The organism is Haloarchaeobius ordinarius (assembly GCF_051801355.1).
Classification (GTDB): Archaea; Halobacteriota; Halobacteria; order Halobacteriales; family Natrialbaceae; genus Haloarchaeobius.
The window spans coordinates 266,806-282,163 of record NZ_CP196560.1 but is presented as its reverse complement, the minus strand read 5'-3'; the positions used below and the strand labels follow the sequence as shown (position 1 = coordinate 282,163).

The window sequence follows — 15,358 nt, the reverse complement described above, 5'->3', positions numbered from 1 at the left end:
AGTCCGCTAGTTTTTTGGACGGACTGAGCCAAGTCGGGTGCATGCTTACCGTCCGTGCACCGGCGACGAGCGCGAACCTCGGCAGTGGGTTCGACGTGTTCGGGCTGGCCCTCGACGCACCTGCAGACGTCGTCCGTGTCGAACGGGCCGACGAGACCTCCATCGAGGTGACCGGTGCCGGCAGCCAGTACATCCCGGAAGACCCGTCCCAGAACACGGCCGGCGTCGTCGCCCAGGAACTCGGCGCGCCGGCCCGCATCCACATCGACAAGGGTGTCAGACCCGCCTCCGGGCTCGGCTCTTCCGCCGCGAGCGCCGCTGGTGCGGCCGTCGCACTCAACGAACTGTACGACTGCGGCTACTCCCGCGAGGAACTCGTCCACATCGCCGCCGAAGGGGAGGCAGTCGTCTCCGGGGCGGCCCACGCGGACAACGTCGCGCCCTCTATCCTCGGCGGGTTCACCATCGCGCGGGACGACGGCGTCACGCAGGTCGACGCGTCCCTGCCGCTGGTCGCGTGCCTGCCGGACCTCGTCGTCTCGACCCGTGACGCCCGGCGGGTCGTCCCCGACACGGTCACCATGGCGGAGCTGGTCGACACCGTCGGGAGCGCCGCGACGCTCACGTCTGGGATGCACCGCGACGACCCGGAACTCGTCGGTCGGGGGCTGTCGGAGACGGTCGTCACCCCTGCTCGTGCGGAACTGATAAACGGGTACGAGGACGCCAGGTCGGCTGCACTGGCGGCCGGGGCGACGGGCGTCACGGTCAGCGGTGCTGGCCCGGGGGTCCTCGCGGTCTGTCGCTCGAAATCTGACCGCCGGGAGGTCGCCAGCGCCCTCCTCGACGCGTTCGACGACTCCGGGGTGGACGCACGAGCGTACCAGACCGCCATCGGCGGTGGGGCACGCGTTTTCCGGTAGAAGGGGGTCTGAGGCTGTAGGCCCGGGTTCCCGGGTCGCACCCAGAGTTTATCATGGTCGAACACGATATGTAATGACATGGCAGCCAGCCGTCCACCGTTCCGGGCCGCCTTCGAACACCGACCCGTCGAGCGGGTCGGGACACTCGCGGAACGTGGCGGTGCCGCCGTCGCACTCGTCGCCGGGGTCCTCGCACTGGTGACCGGGAGCGTGCTTCTCGTCACGGCGACGCCAGCGAACGGCGTCGACTCCCTCGTCACTGCGGCGACTGCACCGGCGTCGGCACTCGGCGGGCTGGCGCTCGTCTTCCACTGGGCCGTCGTCGGGGTGGCCGTCGGGGGCTGGTTCCTCGGGCTCGGCTTTATCGTGACGGGGTTCCTCGAGTGAGGTGATGGAAGCGGAGGCTGGAACCGCAGACGACGCTGCACTCGCGGCGGTTTCGCTCGCCCTCGCCGTCGGGGTCGGGTTCGCAGTGAGCGTCGACGTTTCGACGAATCTGTTCTTCGCGGCTGCTGTGCTCTCGGTGGTCCTCGAGCTCGTGCTCTCCAGCAGAGCAGCGACGGTCCGCGAGCTGTGGACGGCGCGGGGAGTCCGACTGACGGCGGTGGCGGTGGTCGTCCTCGTCAGTCTGGTCGGCGCCGTCGTCGCCCCGACCGTCGTCTTCTCGGTGCTCTGGGGTGGGCTCTCGGGCTACCTCGTCCTCGCGGTCCTCGTCATCGCGGGGTACCTCCCGCCGTCGACCGAGTGGTTCATCGAGTGACTGGAATCGGCGCGATGTGCGTACTATGGCGGACAGGCGGAACACGGCCGTCACCGGGAGTCGTTCCGCGCAATCGCTGCTCCCGGTGAGGAGTCGTCAGGGCACGACGGGCCTGGCCGCGTTCTCGTACTTGAACGTGCAGGTGCGTGGTCGCGATGCGTGCCTGCACGCAGTGGAGCCGTCGCTCTGTCTCGTGGAGAAAATCTGAGAACGGCTGGTCGAACCGACCTAGACGCCGCGGCCCTGCATCTTCTCTTCCTCGGGCAGGTCGACGTTGGCGTCGCCTTTCATGCCCTTGCCGATGTTGGAGGCGATTGCTGCGAGTTTCTCGGGGTCGTCCCAGTTGTTGACTGCCTGGACGATGGCGTCGCCCATCGCTTCGGGGTCTTCGGCACCGAAGATACCGGAGCCGACGAAGATACCGTCGCACTCGTGGTGCATCATGAGCGCGGCGTCGGCGGGCGTCGCGATGCCACCGGCCGCGAAGTTGACGACCGGCAGGCGGCCCATCTCCGCGGTCTCGTGGACGAGTTCCGCGGGGGCCTCGTTCTCACGTGCCCACTTCTCGCGTTCCTCCCAGTTCATGCCCTCGAGTTTGCGGATAGCGCCCTTGATGGTGCGCTGGTGGTGGACGGCCTGGTTCACGTCGCCAGTGCCGGCCTCGCCCTTGGTTCGAATCATCGCGGCACCTTCGTCGATGCGACGGAGGGCTTCACCGAGGTTGCGCGCACCACAGACGAACGGCGAGGTGAACTCGCGCTTGTCGATGTGGTAGGCGTCGTCGGCGGGGGTGAGGACCTCGGACTCGTCTATCATGTCGACGCCGATGGCTTCCAGAATCTCGGCCTCCTTGTGGTGGCCGATACGGGACTTGCCCATCACCGGGATGGACACGGAATCGATGATCTCCTTTACGTCCGCGGGGTCAGCCATCCGGGCCACGCCGCCGCGCTTGCGGATGTCGGCCGGGACGGCCTCGAGGGCCATCACGGCGACCGCGCCGCACTCCTCGGCGATCTTCGCCTGCTCGGCGTTCACCACGTCCATGATGACGCCACCTTTCTGCATCCGGGCGAACCCGCGCTTGACGAGTTCCGTCCCGCGCTTGAGGTCCTCGAGGTCTGTCTCGTCGCTCATACCGCCGGCTTGGGACCGGCTACACTTAATCAGGTCGGTACGTTCCTCCACTCTACCGATAGGTTCGCGTCGTGCGATTTGTGCGCCATTGTCGTGACGCATCGAGACACGATTGTCGAGGTGTGAGAATCGTCTAGCCAGTATTCGTGTCGAAATAGCGATACAGGTAGTATGAGCATCGCTCCTTTCACCGACGCCGAACCGATTACCGACCACGTCCACCACAACTCCTGGTCGGCGAATCTGGAGACTCCCGAGCACGCCTTCGACCGCGAACTCGTGGTCGCTCAGGCCATCCAGGCGGTGGAGTTCACCGCCCCCGACAACCACGTCAACCTCGTGACCCACGCGAACCACGGGCACCCGTCGACCTACCTGTATCAGGAACTGGACGCCATCTTCGGGGACGACATCGTCACCGACTACGTCGAACGGTGTGGCTGCGGTGGCCACGTCGTTCGCGTCTCGGTGCCGTAGTCGAGTCTGACGGAGTCGACCCGGCGGCTGGTGACGTCGGCTGGTGGTATACACGGAACCGTCACCGCTATGGAACCCCCGGCCATCGTCGTTGACGATGCGCTGGCTCGTCGACGAACTACCCGACCGTGATTCGCTCCCCTGGTACGTCGCCCCGGTGCCGAAGGCCATCGAGGACCTCGGCCTGCGGCTAGTGTGGCTGGTCGTCGCCATCAACGTGGCCGGAACCGCGTTCGGGTTCTACTACTACGGCCTCGACCCGTTCGCACCCGGATTCGTTGCCGAACTCAGCCAGTTCGCGCTGGAACCGCTGGTCGCGTGGCCGGTCGTCCCCGACAGCCCCGTCGCCACCCTGTTCATCGCGCTGGCGTTCGGCGCGTGGGCGCTCGGGAGACAGAACGACTACCTGAGCGCACTCGCGTTCTTCGGTTGCCTGAAACTCGGCGCGTGGACGCCGTTCGTCCTGCTCGCGTTCAAGGGTGACTTCTCGTACCTCCACTGGGCGATGTACAACTTCCTGTTCTGGAGCCACCTCGCGATGGTGCTGGAGGGCTTCGTCCTGCATCGAATCACCGACTTCCCGGTGCGGGCCGTCGCGGTCGCGCTGCTCTGGTATGGCTTCAACGACCTCGTGGACTACTTCGTCCCCATCGTCGGCACCCCCCACCACACGCTGATTCCGGCCGAGGAGATAACGAGTTCCGGCGTCGTCCACACGCCCGGTCCGCACCGGGTCGCCGCCGCCGGGGCCGTCGCCCTGACGCTACTGGCGACGTTCCTCTCGCTGTCGACGCGGGTGAAAAAGCTGGAGTTGCGTCTCTGAACACAGACACTGTTCTTTCTCAGCGCCCGACCCTCTTCTCACCGCGCTAATCCCTCCTCAGCGTCCGAAACCCGTCCTTCCGCCTGTTGTTCGACGGACAACTCGCCGAACAGCTCCCGCTTCGCCGCCGGGCTGAGCGTGATACCCGACTGCTCGAACCGTCGCTTGAGCCGTCTCGCGAAGTTCGAGCGGATCGAGAGGATGTTCCGCCGGGTGTCCGCGGCCAGCCAGTACTGGACCATCAGCCGGACGGCGTCGTCGCCGAACGCGACGAGGTACGCCACGGGTGCCGGGTCGAGCAGGACCGCCCGGTCCGCACTCGCAGCCTCCCGCAGGTGGCGCATCGCCTCGTCCACGTCGTCGTCGTAGCTGACGTTAACGTGCTCGGTGATACGGAACTGCTCGCGGCCGTAGGGCCGGACGATGGCATTGGCCGTCAGTTCGGTGTTCGGCACCGTGATGACCTCGTTTCGAACGGTGCGAATCCGAGTCGTCCGGAGCGTGATGGACTCGACGACGCCCTCGTGACCGTCCCACGAGATCCAGTCACCGACGTTGAAGTACGGGTCAGCCACGAGGAACAGCCCGCTGATGATGGCCCCGACGACCTGCTGGCCTGCGACACCGATGGCGAGCGTCATGGCCGCCAGCACGATAGCGGAGCTCGTCAGCCAGGCACTATACCCCGCGGCGGCCAGGGCTGCTACGACTGCGATAGCGATGATTACCACCCAGACGTATCGGCCGATAGTCTGGTGGAGCGTCGGGTTGTTTCGGTTCCGTGAGCGGACGATTCGAGAGACGGCGGGGACGGCGAGATACTTGCCAACGAGGTAGACGGCCAGAAACCCGAGCAAGAACTTGCCGATGGTGAGGAGAACGTCCTGGTACCCTGGGGGAATGGCAGGGGTTTGCGCGAATACGGGCGGACCCATGAGTGTAATAGGAGCCGGACCGGGAAAAGAAACGTCGAGAACGAGTGTCAGGTTCGGGACAAACTCTCCAGGGATCGAGGGGGAATCCCGTTTTCGACGGTTCAGGAGACGATGACGAGCGTGTCCTCGGTCTCCAGCATCTCGCCCTCGCCGGAGTAGGTACGCTCTTCGCGGACCTCGAACTCCTCGGGTGCCAGCTCCTCGCCGGCGACCTTCATCACGTCGCCGTCGAGTTCGTACTCGCCAGCCGCGATTGCCTGGTCGAACTCACCGACCTTGCCGCCGTACTTCGGCCCGAGGACCGAGTACTCCAGGCTGATGTCGGCAATCTCGGTCGTTATCTCGGGTGCTTCGTCGAGCTGCTCCAGTTCGCCGACGTGCATGACGCCCGCGATGGCGTCCGCGAAGCCGCCGATGTCGCCGTACACCTGAACCGTCTCCAGTTCGGCGTTGAGCGGGAGCTGGTGTTCGGACTTGTAGCGCCGGAGCGCGCCGATGACGGCCATCGCGTTCTCGCCGGCCGCGAGGTTCGCCTCGTAGCCCTTCGGTTCGGGCCACTCCTGCAGGTGGACGCTCTCTTCGCCGTGCATGTCGTGCCACAGCTCCTCCGTGATGTGGGGCATCAGCGGCGCGAACAGTTTCAGGAACGTCGCGTGCGCGGTGCGGAGCGCGTACTTCGTCGACTGGCTGTCTTCTTCGTCCAGGCGCTGCTTCGCGATCTCGAGGTAGTCGTCACAGAACGTGTTCCAGAAGAACGTCCGGAGGGTGTCCCGGGCCTTCGCGAACTCGTACTCGACGAAGTGGTCGGTCAGCGTCTCGACGGTGTCGTCGAGTTCCGCCAGAATCCACTCGTCGAGGTCGTCCAGCTCGTCGGGCTCGGTGACGGCCTCGGGCGCGAGGTGGTCGATGAGCTTGGAGGCGTTCCAGAGCTTGCGCAGGAGCTTCTCGCCCGCGACGATGTCCTTCTCCTTGAACGGGAAGTCGTCGCCGACCGCGGTGCTCGCGGCCCAGTAGCGGATGGCGTCGATGGGGAAGTCCGCGACGACGCGGGCCGGGTCGACGACGTTCCCGCGGGACTTGGACATCTTCTCGCGGTTCTCGTCGAGGACGTGGCCGTTGATCATGACCGAGTCGAACGGGACCTCGCCGGTGTGCTCGTAGCACTTGACGACCGTGTGGAAGAGCCAGAAGCTGATGATGTCGTGGCCCTGCGGGCGCAGGTCGGCCGGGTAGAGTTCGGGGTTCTCGAAGGTGAACTCGCCTGCTTCCTCGTCCCAGTCCCAGCCCGAGTTGACGAGCGGGGTCAGGCTGGAGGTCGCCCAGGTGTCCAGCACGTCGTCCTCGGGTTCGAACTCGTCGTGGCCACACTCGGGACAGGCATCGACCGGCGGGTCGTCCGAGAGCGGGTCGACCGGCAGGGACTCGCGCTCGGCGAGGACCTCGTGGCCGCAGTCGCCGCAGTACCAGACCGGGAACGGAATCCCCGAATCGCGCTGGCGCGAGATGAGCCAGTCCCACTCCAGCCCCTCTATCCAGTGCTTGTACCGCGTGAACATCTTCTCCGGGTACCAGTCCATCTCCTCGCCGGCTTCCAGATATTCGTCCTTGTGGTCGAGAATCTCGATGTACCACTGCTTGGAGACGCGGAACTCGACGTCGGTCTCACAGCGCTCGTGGACCTGGACGGTGTGGGTGAGGTCCTCGCGGCCCTCGAGGTAGCCCAGCTCGTCGAGGTCCTCGACGATCTCTTCTCTGGCCTCGTGCGTGCTCATGCCCTCGTAGTCGCCCGCGAGGTCGGTCATCGTCGCGGACTCGTCGATGGCGACGCGCAGCGGCAGGTCGTGAGCCTGGTACCACTCGATGTCCTTCTGGTCACCGAAGGTACAGCACATGACGACGCCGGTCCCTTTCTCCAGGTCGACGCGGTCGTCCTCGATGATGGGGACCTCGTGCCCGAAGATGGGGACCTCCGCCGTCTCGCCGACGAGGTCCTGATTCTTCTCGTCGTCGGGGTGGACGAAGACGCTGACACACGCCGGGAGCAGTTCCGGGCGCGTGGTGCCGATGACGAAGCTCTCGCGGCCGTCGTCGGTGGGCTCGGTGAGGTCGAACCGGATGTCGTTGAAGTGGGTGTGACGCTCGGCGTCCTCCTGTTCGACCTGCGAAATGGCGGTCTCACACTCGGGACACCAGATGGCGGGTGCCTTCTTGCGGTACTCGCGGCCCTGCTCGTAGAGGTCGCAGAATGAGAGCTGGGAGATGCGCTGGACCCGCGGCTCGATGGTCTTGTAGGTCCGGTTCCAGTCGATGCTCATCCCGAGGTTCTGCATCTTCTCGGTGAACTCCGCCTCGTACTGCTCGCAGACCTCACGGCACTTCTCCTGGAACTCGCGGCGCTCGTAGTCCTGGTGCTTGATGCCCAGGTCGGACTCGGTGAGTCGCTCCGAGGCGATGCCGTTGTCGTCGTAGCCGAACGGGAACATCACGTCGCCGTCGTGCATCCGCTTGAAGCGGGCCGCGAAGTCCTGCAGCGTGTGGCCGTACAGGTGGCCCATGTGCAGGCTCCCCGAGACGGTCGGCGGCGGCGTGTCGATGGCGAACACCGTGTTCGGGTCGATTTCTTCGTCTTCGGGCTGGTACGCGTAGGTCTCCTCGTCGACCCAGCGGTTCTGCCACTCCTCCTCTGTCGCTCGGGGGTCGTAGTCTCCTTCTGGCATAGATGGGAATCTCTTGTTGGGTCAGTCGTCCATTCGCCGTTTAATACAATCGATGCAGTCGCGCCTGTGCGATGCGCTCTCGGGTGCGGCTGCGACGCGAAACGGCGGTCGCGTGATAGGGTTCATCGGAACTGTAGATAGTCGTTCGACAGACGATCTGTCGAGCAGTCTATCATGACTTACGATGAACCCTATGAGAATCGCCGGGCACCGCTGGCTGGCCTTACAGACGTACTACGGCGGCAGCAGGGTGCTCCATACAGGTGGATGGTCGACGGTGGGATAAAAAGACAGCGGTGGCGTGTCGCTACGTCACAGGGCTGCTCTGTGCGCTTACTCCTCGCCCGAGTGCGCCCGGACCCACAGTTCCCCGATGCGCGACAGCCGCGTCCGGTAGGACTTCCCGACCTCCTCCTGCTCGATGTAGCCCTTCCCGCCCGGTCCTAACCTGTCGACGTTGTAGATAACCTTCGACCGGAACGAGTCGGTGTACTCCTCGTTGAGTTCCTTCGCCAGCGCCTCCGCGAGTTCCGAGACCGAATCGAACTCGCCCTCCTCGCCGAGCTTGAACAGGATGACCTCCTCGAACGGTTTGACGTTCGAGAACGACGCGACCGGCAGTTCCACGATGTGGCTCCCGCCGATCTCCTTCGCGCCGATGGTGGTCCCGCGCTCGTCGAACTCCGCGAGCAGGCTGGTCGCGGTGTCGAGATGTGCTTCGACGCGCTCGTCGTCCACCCCGTCGTCCAGCAGGTCCTGGAGCAGGTCGCGTTGCTCGCGCAGTTCCTCCGCGAGTTCGGTTTCGAGGTACTTCTCGGGGGCAGTGTAGTAGGTGTGGATGTGCTGGCGGTCCTCCTGGCGCTCGACCATCAGCGAGTGGGCGGCGGTCGCGAACGCGAACGAGACGGTCCGGGGCATCGCCGCGATGTTCACCCACACCTCGTTCCCACGGTCGAGTTCGTCGTTGATGAGGTCGTACGCCTGCTCGAACGCGGCGTCGTAGTCGTAGACGTCCGCGAGGACGAGACGTTCCGTTTCGGCTCCAAGCAGGTTCTCGAAGTCCTTCTCCAGCTTCTTCGAGAGGTTCTGGGAGTACTCGACGTTGGCTTCGCTCCCCACCGCCCCTTCGAGGAGGATGACCCGGTCCACGTCGAACTGGTCGCGGACCAGGGGCGCGATGAGCCGGTCGTAGTCGAACCCGACCGGGACGATGTGTGTCTGCATACGCTGTAGAGCACTCCAGCGGATAAAAAAACCAACAGACTCGTCACCGACCACTCAGGCAGCGGCCACCAGCGCCGGCGCGGCCAGCGCGACGTGGGCACTGGCGTGGGCGAGCATCGCCGCTTCGAGGCTGTATCGCCAGTACAGCCACCCGAACACGATGCCGCCGATGGAGTTGAGGACGAGCGTCCGGACGACGACGGTCGCAGTGAGTGTGGTCTCGAGCGCGACCGCCGGGAGATGGCCCGCGCCGAAGACGACGGCTGCGACCACGATACCGACCCAGACGGCGGTTGGGGACGGCCGTTCCGGGCGGCCGGTGACGCGCCAGAGGAGCCAGACGAGTACCGTCATGAACCCCCATCGCAGGAGCACCTCCTCCGTGATGCCACCGTAGAGGAACCGGAGCGGAAACGACGCGAGAACGCTCGTTATCGTGACGGATTCTGCCGGTGCCAGTGTGGTTCCGAAGTCTGTCATCGTGCGGAACGCGAGGTCGACGACCACGATGAGCACGCCAGCGCCCAGGCCGGCCGGAATCGCGACCCGACTCTCGGGACGGAGGCTGTCGAGTACAGCCCCGGCGGTGTCTGCCGTCGCGATGTAGGACCGGAAGCCGACTGCGGGGGCCAACCGTGTCCCGACCGCCGCGGCGACCAGGACGAGAACCGCCGGCTGGACGAGGGTCACGACGAGGAGCACCGAACGTGGCACGTCGGGGAGGCTCGGGAGCGTCTCCGGGACGAGTACCGACGTGAGAACCAGCCCGACCACACCGACCAGTCCGGCGAGGAATACCCGGGCGGTCCGGCCCAGGTACGACCGGGTCCCCTGGCCCGGATTCGCTCCCCGGGAGACCGACCCGGTTTCGTCGACCTCCGTCATGCGTGCTGCCCCGTTCTACTGGTGCTGGAACATGTGGCGGGTACGACTGGGTACGCATCACCCCACTGGTGTGCGTCGGCCCGAGTCCGATAGATGACCGATGTTCGTTGCGTGTCCGTCGACATTGGTATCGAAGTCTGTCCGTCTGGGATTAATGGTTTGCAGAAATTTCGTTCTGCCGGTGACTGGATGAAACGCGCCGACGAGGGCGTCACCGACGGTCGGTGTCGAGAACGCCGAGTTCGTCGTCCACAGTGACGGTAAGCGTCGTTCCACCCGCGGTGAAACGGGCCACGGCTCGGAAGGGGTCGGTGTCGGTCACGGTCGACTGATTCGGATCGAGCGCGAAAAACTCCCACAGCGGGCGTTGCTCGAGATTCACGCCGTGGTCGTGATGGAACGCGACGACTGTCGGTTCGGTCGCGACGACCGTCCGTAGGTCGAACGTCGCCACTTCACCGCACCGGTCACAGTGGTACTCGACGAACGGGGCGTCCGGCGGGAGCTCCGTGCCGGCGTCGGCATCGACGGCCGGGAATATCTCTCCTGCAGGTGCGGCGACCCCGGTCACCCGCCCATCGCAGTTGATACAGAACCCGTGTCGGTTCTGGTGGAGCAGGGTCCGCGCGTACCGCTCGGCCACATCGGGGAGGTGGTCGGTCGCGTACCCCGCGAAGGCTCCGGGTGGAACGGGAAAGCAGATGATTCCGTCCTCGCAGACGTCACAGTCGACGTGGACCTCTTCCGATTCGTAGCTGAACGTGAGCGACCCGTCGTCGCAGAGGGGGCAATCGTGGTCCGTCTGGGCCGGGCCAGCCGCGCCTGTCTGGGTGTACGACCCCGAGAGGAGCGCGCCGATGATTCGACGACCGGCCAGTCGGAGTCCGTACGTCCCGTCCTCGCTGGTGACGAACCGACCGCGGAGCTTCGACAGGTGATAGTTGAACTGGCCGGAATCTTCGATTCCGACCGCCTCCTGCAGTTCTGAGAACGTGGCCTCCTGCCCGTCCGCTTCCCAGAGCGCTTCGAGGATGGCGATGCGGGTCGGCGCTGCGAGCGCCCCGAAGACGTCGGCAGCGGGCTGTTCGTCCGAGACGAGAGACGACTCTTTCACGAGAGTCGGTAACAGGAAGTGGCTGAAAACGTTCGCGACTCGATTTCCCCTGGCGGCTGTCGGTTCATCGCTCTGAACGATGGACCAGTCGCTTTCTGACTCATCGAAGACATTCCGTCTTCGATACTGGCAATCGACAGTCCAAATCCTTTTGATTTAAGTACGTACACGAGTACCCCCCTTGGTAAGTGAGTCACTGACATATGGCAGACGAAACCGTCTCCGTCTCGCAGGTGCTCGACCGCATCCCGGTGGGCGCGTTCCACCGTCGCCTGCTGGCAATCTGTGGGAGCGCGTGGGCGTTCGACGGGATGGAGGTCATCATCATCAGCTTCACCCTGCCCGTCCTCGTGGGCGCGTGGGAACTCTCGGGCCTCACCGCCGGCCTGCTGGGGTCTGCGAGCCTGATGGGGATGATAGTAGGGAACTGGGGCTGGGGCTGGTACGCCGATAGATACGGGCGAATCGACGCGTTCCAGTGGACCGTGTTGACCTACTCGGTGTTCGCCGGGTTGACGGCCCTCGCGGTGGGGTTCTACAGCGGGTTCGCCCTGCGGTTCCTGACTGGTATCGGTCTCGGTGGGGCGCTCGCCGTCGACACCTCCTACCTCTCCGAGCACCTCCCGACGAACCGGCGGGGGCGGTACCTGGTGTACCTCGACGCCTTCTGGCCAATCGGGAACCTGCTCGCCGTGTTGCTGGCGTGGCTGTTCCTCTCGGTGCTGACGACGGGCGGGACTGTTGGGGTGCCCGTCCTCGGCGAGGTCGCGGGCTGGCGGCTCCTGTTCGTGAGTTCGGCGTTCCCCGCGCTGCTCGTGTTCGTCATCCGGTCCCAGCTTCGCGAGACCCCGTACTTCCTGGCGCGACAGGGCGACATCGACGGCGCGAACGAGCGAATCAGGGCCATCGCCGAGGAGAACGGCTCCGAGTACACACCCATCGACGCCGACCGCGTCGAGGTCGCCCCGAAAGCCGAGTTCTCGCGGCTGTTCGAGGCCGACCTGCGCCAGCAGACCGTGATGATCGCCGCGGCGTGGTTCGCCATCAACTTCGGGTATTATGGCGTGTTCATCTGGCTACCACAGACCGTCGGCGCGGCGGGCGTCGTCGAGAGCATCAGTCTCGGTGGGTTGACGGTCGAAGGCATCTACGTCTACTTCGTCCTCATCGCGCTCGTCCAGATTCCGGGCTACCTCAGCGCGGCCTACCTCGTCGAGGTCATCGGGCGGAGAGCGACACTGGGTTCGTACCTCCTGCTCTCGGGCGTGTTTACCTTCGTCTTCGCGGCTTCGATGCCCGGCGTGGACTTCCTCGGGCTGGGGCTCTCGGGCTTCTGGCCGTTCTTCGGCGGCCTGCTCGCCGCGAGCTTTTTCACCCTGGGTGCGTGGGGCGCGATCTACGCTTACACGCCCGAACTGTTCCCCACCGAGGCCAGAGCCACCGGGAACGGCTTCGCCGGCGGCGTCGGAAAGATTGCAGCGGTCATCGGGCCCATCCTCGCGGGCCTGCTGGTCGAGACGGGCTACCTCGCCGCGCTCGTCCCCCTCGCCGTGGCGTTCGCCCTCGGTGGAGCCGTCGTGCTCCTGTTCGGCCGGGAGACGATGGGCGAACCACTGTTCTGACTCGGGCCTTTTTGTCCGGCGCGCCCGAACCGGGGAGCAATGCCCTCCGAGAAGGAGAAGATGCTCGCCGGCGAGCCATACGACCCGACCGACCCCATCCTTGTCGAGGAACGCCATCGCGCCCGCCGATTGTGCGACCGGCTGAACGAGGCCGACGTCGACGAGGTGGGCGAACGACGGGCAATCCTCGACGACCTCCTCGGGTCGCTCGGGACCGAGACGGTCGTCGAACCGACCTTCCGCTGTGACTACGGCTACAACATCCACGTCGGCGACGACTTCTTCGCGAACTACGACTGCACGTTCCTCGACGTCTGCCCCATCGAGTTCGGCGACGAGTGCATGCTCGGCCCTGGTGTCCACGTCTACACCGCGACCCATCCACTCGATGCGGCGGAGCGAACCAGCGGCCGCGAGTCTGGTGCCCCGGTCACGGTCGGCGACCGGGTCTGGGTCGGCGGGCAGGCCGTCATCAACCCCGGTGTCGAAATCGGTGACGACGCGGTCGTCGCTTCTGGAGCAGTGGTCGTGGAGGACGTGCCGGAGAACGTGCTCGTGGGTGGGAATCCGGCGGAGGTAGTCAAGGAACTGGAGTGATTTCCTGCGGCCTGACTTTTCACTGTGGCGCGCGCTGCCGGCAGTCCCGAGCGACGCGAGTGGCTGCCGGTAGCGACGCGCGAGGGATGAGAAGCGCAGGCGAAGCCGAGCATCGCAGTCGGCTGGGGAGGCTGTGGTGCGGTCATGGACGCTAGCGCGAGTATCGTCGGCAGTCGAGCAGTCAACAGCAAGACAAACTGCCACCCCAACTCTATGACCCGGAACTACTCACTCCACCAGTCGCATCGCTTCGAACACCCGCTCCCGGTCGCGCTCGGGACTCGGATGTACCTTCGCATCCGTGGCCAGCCGGGCCCCCGACGCCTGCCGGAGAATCGCCTCGTCGACCTCCTCCAGCGGGTACATCCCGCCGGCCATCGCGTAGGCACCCTCGGTCGGCCAGAGGCCGGCCCAGAGCTCCGACTCCAGCACGAACTGGCCGTCGACCACGTCCTGTTCGATGACGTCGTCGTGCAGGGGGAACCGCACCTCGTAGCCGAAGGCGCGGGCAGGACCGCCGCCGGGCCGGTCGAACTCGCGGGCGTCTATCTTCCGGACTTCGGTCAGGCCGTCGGCCTCGACGCTCTTCTTGAACTCTTTTTTCGCGTGGCTGGTCGCGATACCGAAGACGGAGGCCGGGTCGACACCGAACTTCGAGAGCGGCGGTTTGAACTGCAGGTCGGTCGTGAAGAAGGCGCGGCCGCCGATGGTGACCCGCGGGTCGGCGATAGCGTCGTAGGCGGCGATGCTCCCGCTGTCCTCGTAGATGGCGTTGTGGGCGGTGATGGAGAAAAACGGGAGGGTGAGTGCGTTCTCGGTCTCGGTCTGGGTCAACTCCCAGCCGTAGTCCGCGAGCAGGTCCTCTGTGAGGCGGGGGGCGCTCATCGGTCGGATGTACACACCGAACGGACTTCCGCGTGGCGGTCAGAGGGGTCGGTGAGAGACGAGTTTCACCGAGCGTCCACCCACCTCAATCGTCGTTTCACCTTCGGTCAGGCCTCGTTTCGACTGGGTTTCGACCTGCACCGGGCGACAGAGAGAACCGCAAGCAGGCGCGACGTTCGGGTAGCTCAAAACGGCGTTTCAGCTTGCGAAACCCGTTTACTTACGGGGGCTGAAGAAGGGAATACGATGTCGCGGCTCCTCCCGTTCCGTTCGGACGACACGCCGGCCCCCGGCGAGCAAGCACCGCGGGTGGTCGAGCTCGAAGGTGACGACGCCGACAAGGTGTTCGGTGCCCTCTCGTCCGACACAGCCCGTCGAATCTACACCTGCCTCCACGAGGAGCCGCGCACTCCCAGCGATATCGCCGACGAGATAGACTCTTCCATCCAGAACGTCCGCTACCACCTGGAGAAACTCGAAGACGCGGGCCTCATCGACGTTGTCGACGTGTGGTACTCCTCGCGCGGGAACGAGATGAGCGTCTACGCGCCCCAGTCCGGACCGCTCGTCATCTCCGGCGACGAACAGCGCGCGTCCCGGCTCAAGGGCGCACTCGCACGGTTCATCGGCGGCCTCGGCGTCGTCGCGGCCGGGAGCGTGTTCGTCCAGTACGGCCTGCCCAGACTGCTCGGTGGGGTCCCGAGTCCGACCAGCGGTGGTGGTGCTGGCGATGGCGAGGTCGGCTACGACGCCGGTGGGGCCGCCGATACGACGGCGACCAGCAGTGACGCGGCAGGTTCGGGTGCCGCGACACAGACCGCGAGCGGCGCTGACGACGGCGGTGTCGCCATCCAGGAGGCCACAACGACGAGCACCGAAGCGGCGCAGGCGACAGGGACGGCCCAGCCGATGGCCACCCAGACCGCGACCGAAGCGCCGCTGGAGGTGACGACGGAAGCCGCACGGACGACCGCCGAGGGCACGCAGGTCGCCGCCGACGGCGGAGCCGAGACGACCCAGACTGCGGTCGATACCGCCGCCAGTGGGGCTGATGTCGCCGCTAGCGGGGCCGACGCCGTCTTCTCGACCATCCCGCCGGGGGCGCTCTTCTTCGCCGGCGGGTTGCTCGTCCTCACCCTCGTCGTCGCGGTGTGGTACGTCCGTGACGGCCGGCTGTAACGTCCGGCCGATACCTCGCGACCCTTTCCTCCGGCGATAACAACAAGTATCCGCGACGAACCCCTAGAGACTGGTGCAGT

At 65.7% G+C, this 15,358-nt stretch carries 15 protein-coding genes; 8 read left to right on the top strand and 7 right to left on the bottom strand.

Annotated features, from left to right (window positions below):
- Window positions 1-41 precede the first annotated feature (41 nt).
- The 3 genes from ACSC1R_RS01505 to ACSC1R_RS01495 all read left to right on the top strand — a co-directional run bounded on the left by ACSC1R_RS01505 (window position 42) and on the right by ACSC1R_RS01495 (window position 1,683).
- Window positions 42-923, top strand: coding sequence for a homoserine kinase (locus ACSC1R_RS01505; RefSeq protein ID WP_439027300.1), 882 nt, complete (start codon window positions 42-44; stop codon window positions 921-923).
- 78 nt (window positions 924-1,001) lie between these two features.
- Entirely contained in the window at window positions 1,002-1,310 is a 309-nt protein-coding gene (locus tag ACSC1R_RS01500; protein ID WP_439027299.1) for a hypothetical protein, read from the top strand.
- A gap of 4 nt (window positions 1,311-1,314) precedes the next feature.
- Window positions 1,315-1,683: a hypothetical protein gene (locus tag ACSC1R_RS01495; RefSeq protein WP_439027298.1), complete on the top strand. Its 369-nt coding sequence runs from the start codon at window positions 1,315-1,317 to the stop codon at window positions 1,681-1,683.
- Window positions 1,684-1,911: 228 nt separating this feature from the next.
- Here the strand turns inward: ACSC1R_RS01495 and pdxS are convergent, their stop codons facing one another.
- On the bottom strand, window positions 1,912-2,820 hold the full coding sequence (gene pdxS, locus ACSC1R_RS01490; protein ID WP_439027297.1) for a pyridoxal 5'-phosphate synthase lyase subunit PdxS: 909 nt from the start codon (window positions 2,818-2,820) through the stop codon (window positions 1,912-1,914).
- A 171-nt stretch (window positions 2,821-2,991) separates the two neighbouring features.
- On the opposite strand from pdxS, the gene ACSC1R_RS01485 reads away from it, so the two are divergent.
- Both ACSC1R_RS01485 and ACSC1R_RS01480 read left to right on the top strand, forming a co-directional pair.
- Window positions 2,992-3,297, top strand: coding sequence for a CGCGG family putative rSAM-modified RiPP protein (locus ACSC1R_RS01485; protein WP_439027296.1), 306 nt, complete (start codon window positions 2,992-2,994; stop codon window positions 3,295-3,297).
- 97 nt (window positions 3,298-3,394) lie between these two features.
- Entirely contained in the window at window positions 3,395-4,120 is a 726-nt protein-coding gene (locus ACSC1R_RS01480; protein WP_439027295.1) for a DUF1405 domain-containing protein, read from the top strand.
- Between the two features lie 38 nt (window positions 4,121-4,158).
- On the opposite strand, the gene ACSC1R_RS01475 is transcribed toward ACSC1R_RS01480, so the two are convergent.
- The 5 genes from ACSC1R_RS01475 to ACSC1R_RS01455 all read right to left on the bottom strand — a co-directional run bounded on the left by ACSC1R_RS01475 (window position 4,159) and on the right by ACSC1R_RS01455 (window position 10,995).
- Window positions 4,159-5,055 (bottom strand): mechanosensitive ion channel family protein, encoded by an 897-nt coding sequence (locus ACSC1R_RS01475; RefSeq protein ID WP_439027294.1) that lies wholly within the window; start codon window positions 5,053-5,055, stop codon window positions 4,159-4,161.
- Window positions 5,056-5,156: 101 nt separating this feature from the next.
- On the bottom strand, window positions 5,157-7,772 hold the full coding sequence (locus tag ACSC1R_RS01470; protein WP_439027293.1) for a valine--tRNA ligase: 2,616 nt from the start codon (window positions 7,770-7,772) through the stop codon (window positions 5,157-5,159).
- A 333-nt stretch (window positions 7,773-8,105) separates the two neighbouring features.
- On the bottom strand, window positions 8,106-8,996 hold the full coding sequence (locus ACSC1R_RS01465) for an HFX_2341 family transcriptional regulator (protein ID WP_439027292.1): 891 nt from the start codon (window positions 8,994-8,996) through the stop codon (window positions 8,106-8,108).
- Between the two features lie 54 nt (window positions 8,997-9,050).
- Window positions 9,051-9,881: a CPBP family intramembrane glutamic endopeptidase gene (locus tag ACSC1R_RS01460; RefSeq protein WP_439027291.1), complete on the bottom strand. Its 831-nt coding sequence runs from the start codon at window positions 9,879-9,881 to the stop codon at window positions 9,051-9,053.
- A 211-nt stretch (window positions 9,882-10,092) separates the two neighbouring features.
- Window positions 10,093-10,995 carry an ArsR/SmtB family transcription factor gene (locus ACSC1R_RS01455; protein WP_439027290.1) on the bottom strand — a complete coding sequence of 301 codons (903 nt, stop codon included), beginning with the start codon at window positions 10,993-10,995 and terminating at the stop codon, window positions 10,093-10,095.
- Window positions 10,996-11,198: 203 nt separating this feature from the next.
- On the opposite strand from ACSC1R_RS01455, the gene ACSC1R_RS01450 reads away from it, so the two are divergent.
- On the top strand, window positions 11,199-12,617 hold the full coding sequence (locus tag ACSC1R_RS01450) for an MFS transporter (protein ID WP_439027289.1): 1,419 nt from the start codon (window positions 11,199-11,201) through the stop codon (window positions 12,615-12,617).
- 39 nt (window positions 12,618-12,656) lie between these two features.
- On the top strand, window positions 12,657-13,214 hold the full coding sequence (locus ACSC1R_RS01445; RefSeq protein ID WP_439027288.1) for a maltose acetyltransferase domain-containing protein: 558 nt from the start codon (window positions 12,657-12,659) through the stop codon (window positions 13,212-13,214).
- A gap of 228 nt (window positions 13,215-13,442) precedes the next feature.
- Here ACSC1R_RS01445 and ACSC1R_RS01440 read toward each other — a convergent pair whose 3' ends face one another.
- Window positions 13,443-14,099 (bottom strand): hypothetical protein, encoded by a 657-nt coding sequence (locus tag ACSC1R_RS01440; RefSeq protein WP_439027287.1) that lies wholly within the window; start codon window positions 14,097-14,099, stop codon window positions 13,443-13,445.
- Window positions 14,100-14,345: 246 nt separating this feature from the next.
- Between ACSC1R_RS01440 and ACSC1R_RS01435 the strand changes: the two genes are divergently transcribed.
- Entirely contained in the window at window positions 14,346-15,278 is a 933-nt protein-coding gene (locus ACSC1R_RS01435) for a helix-turn-helix domain-containing protein (protein ID WP_439027286.1), read from the top strand.
- The last annotated feature ends 80 nt before the right edge of the window (window positions 15,279-15,358 follow it).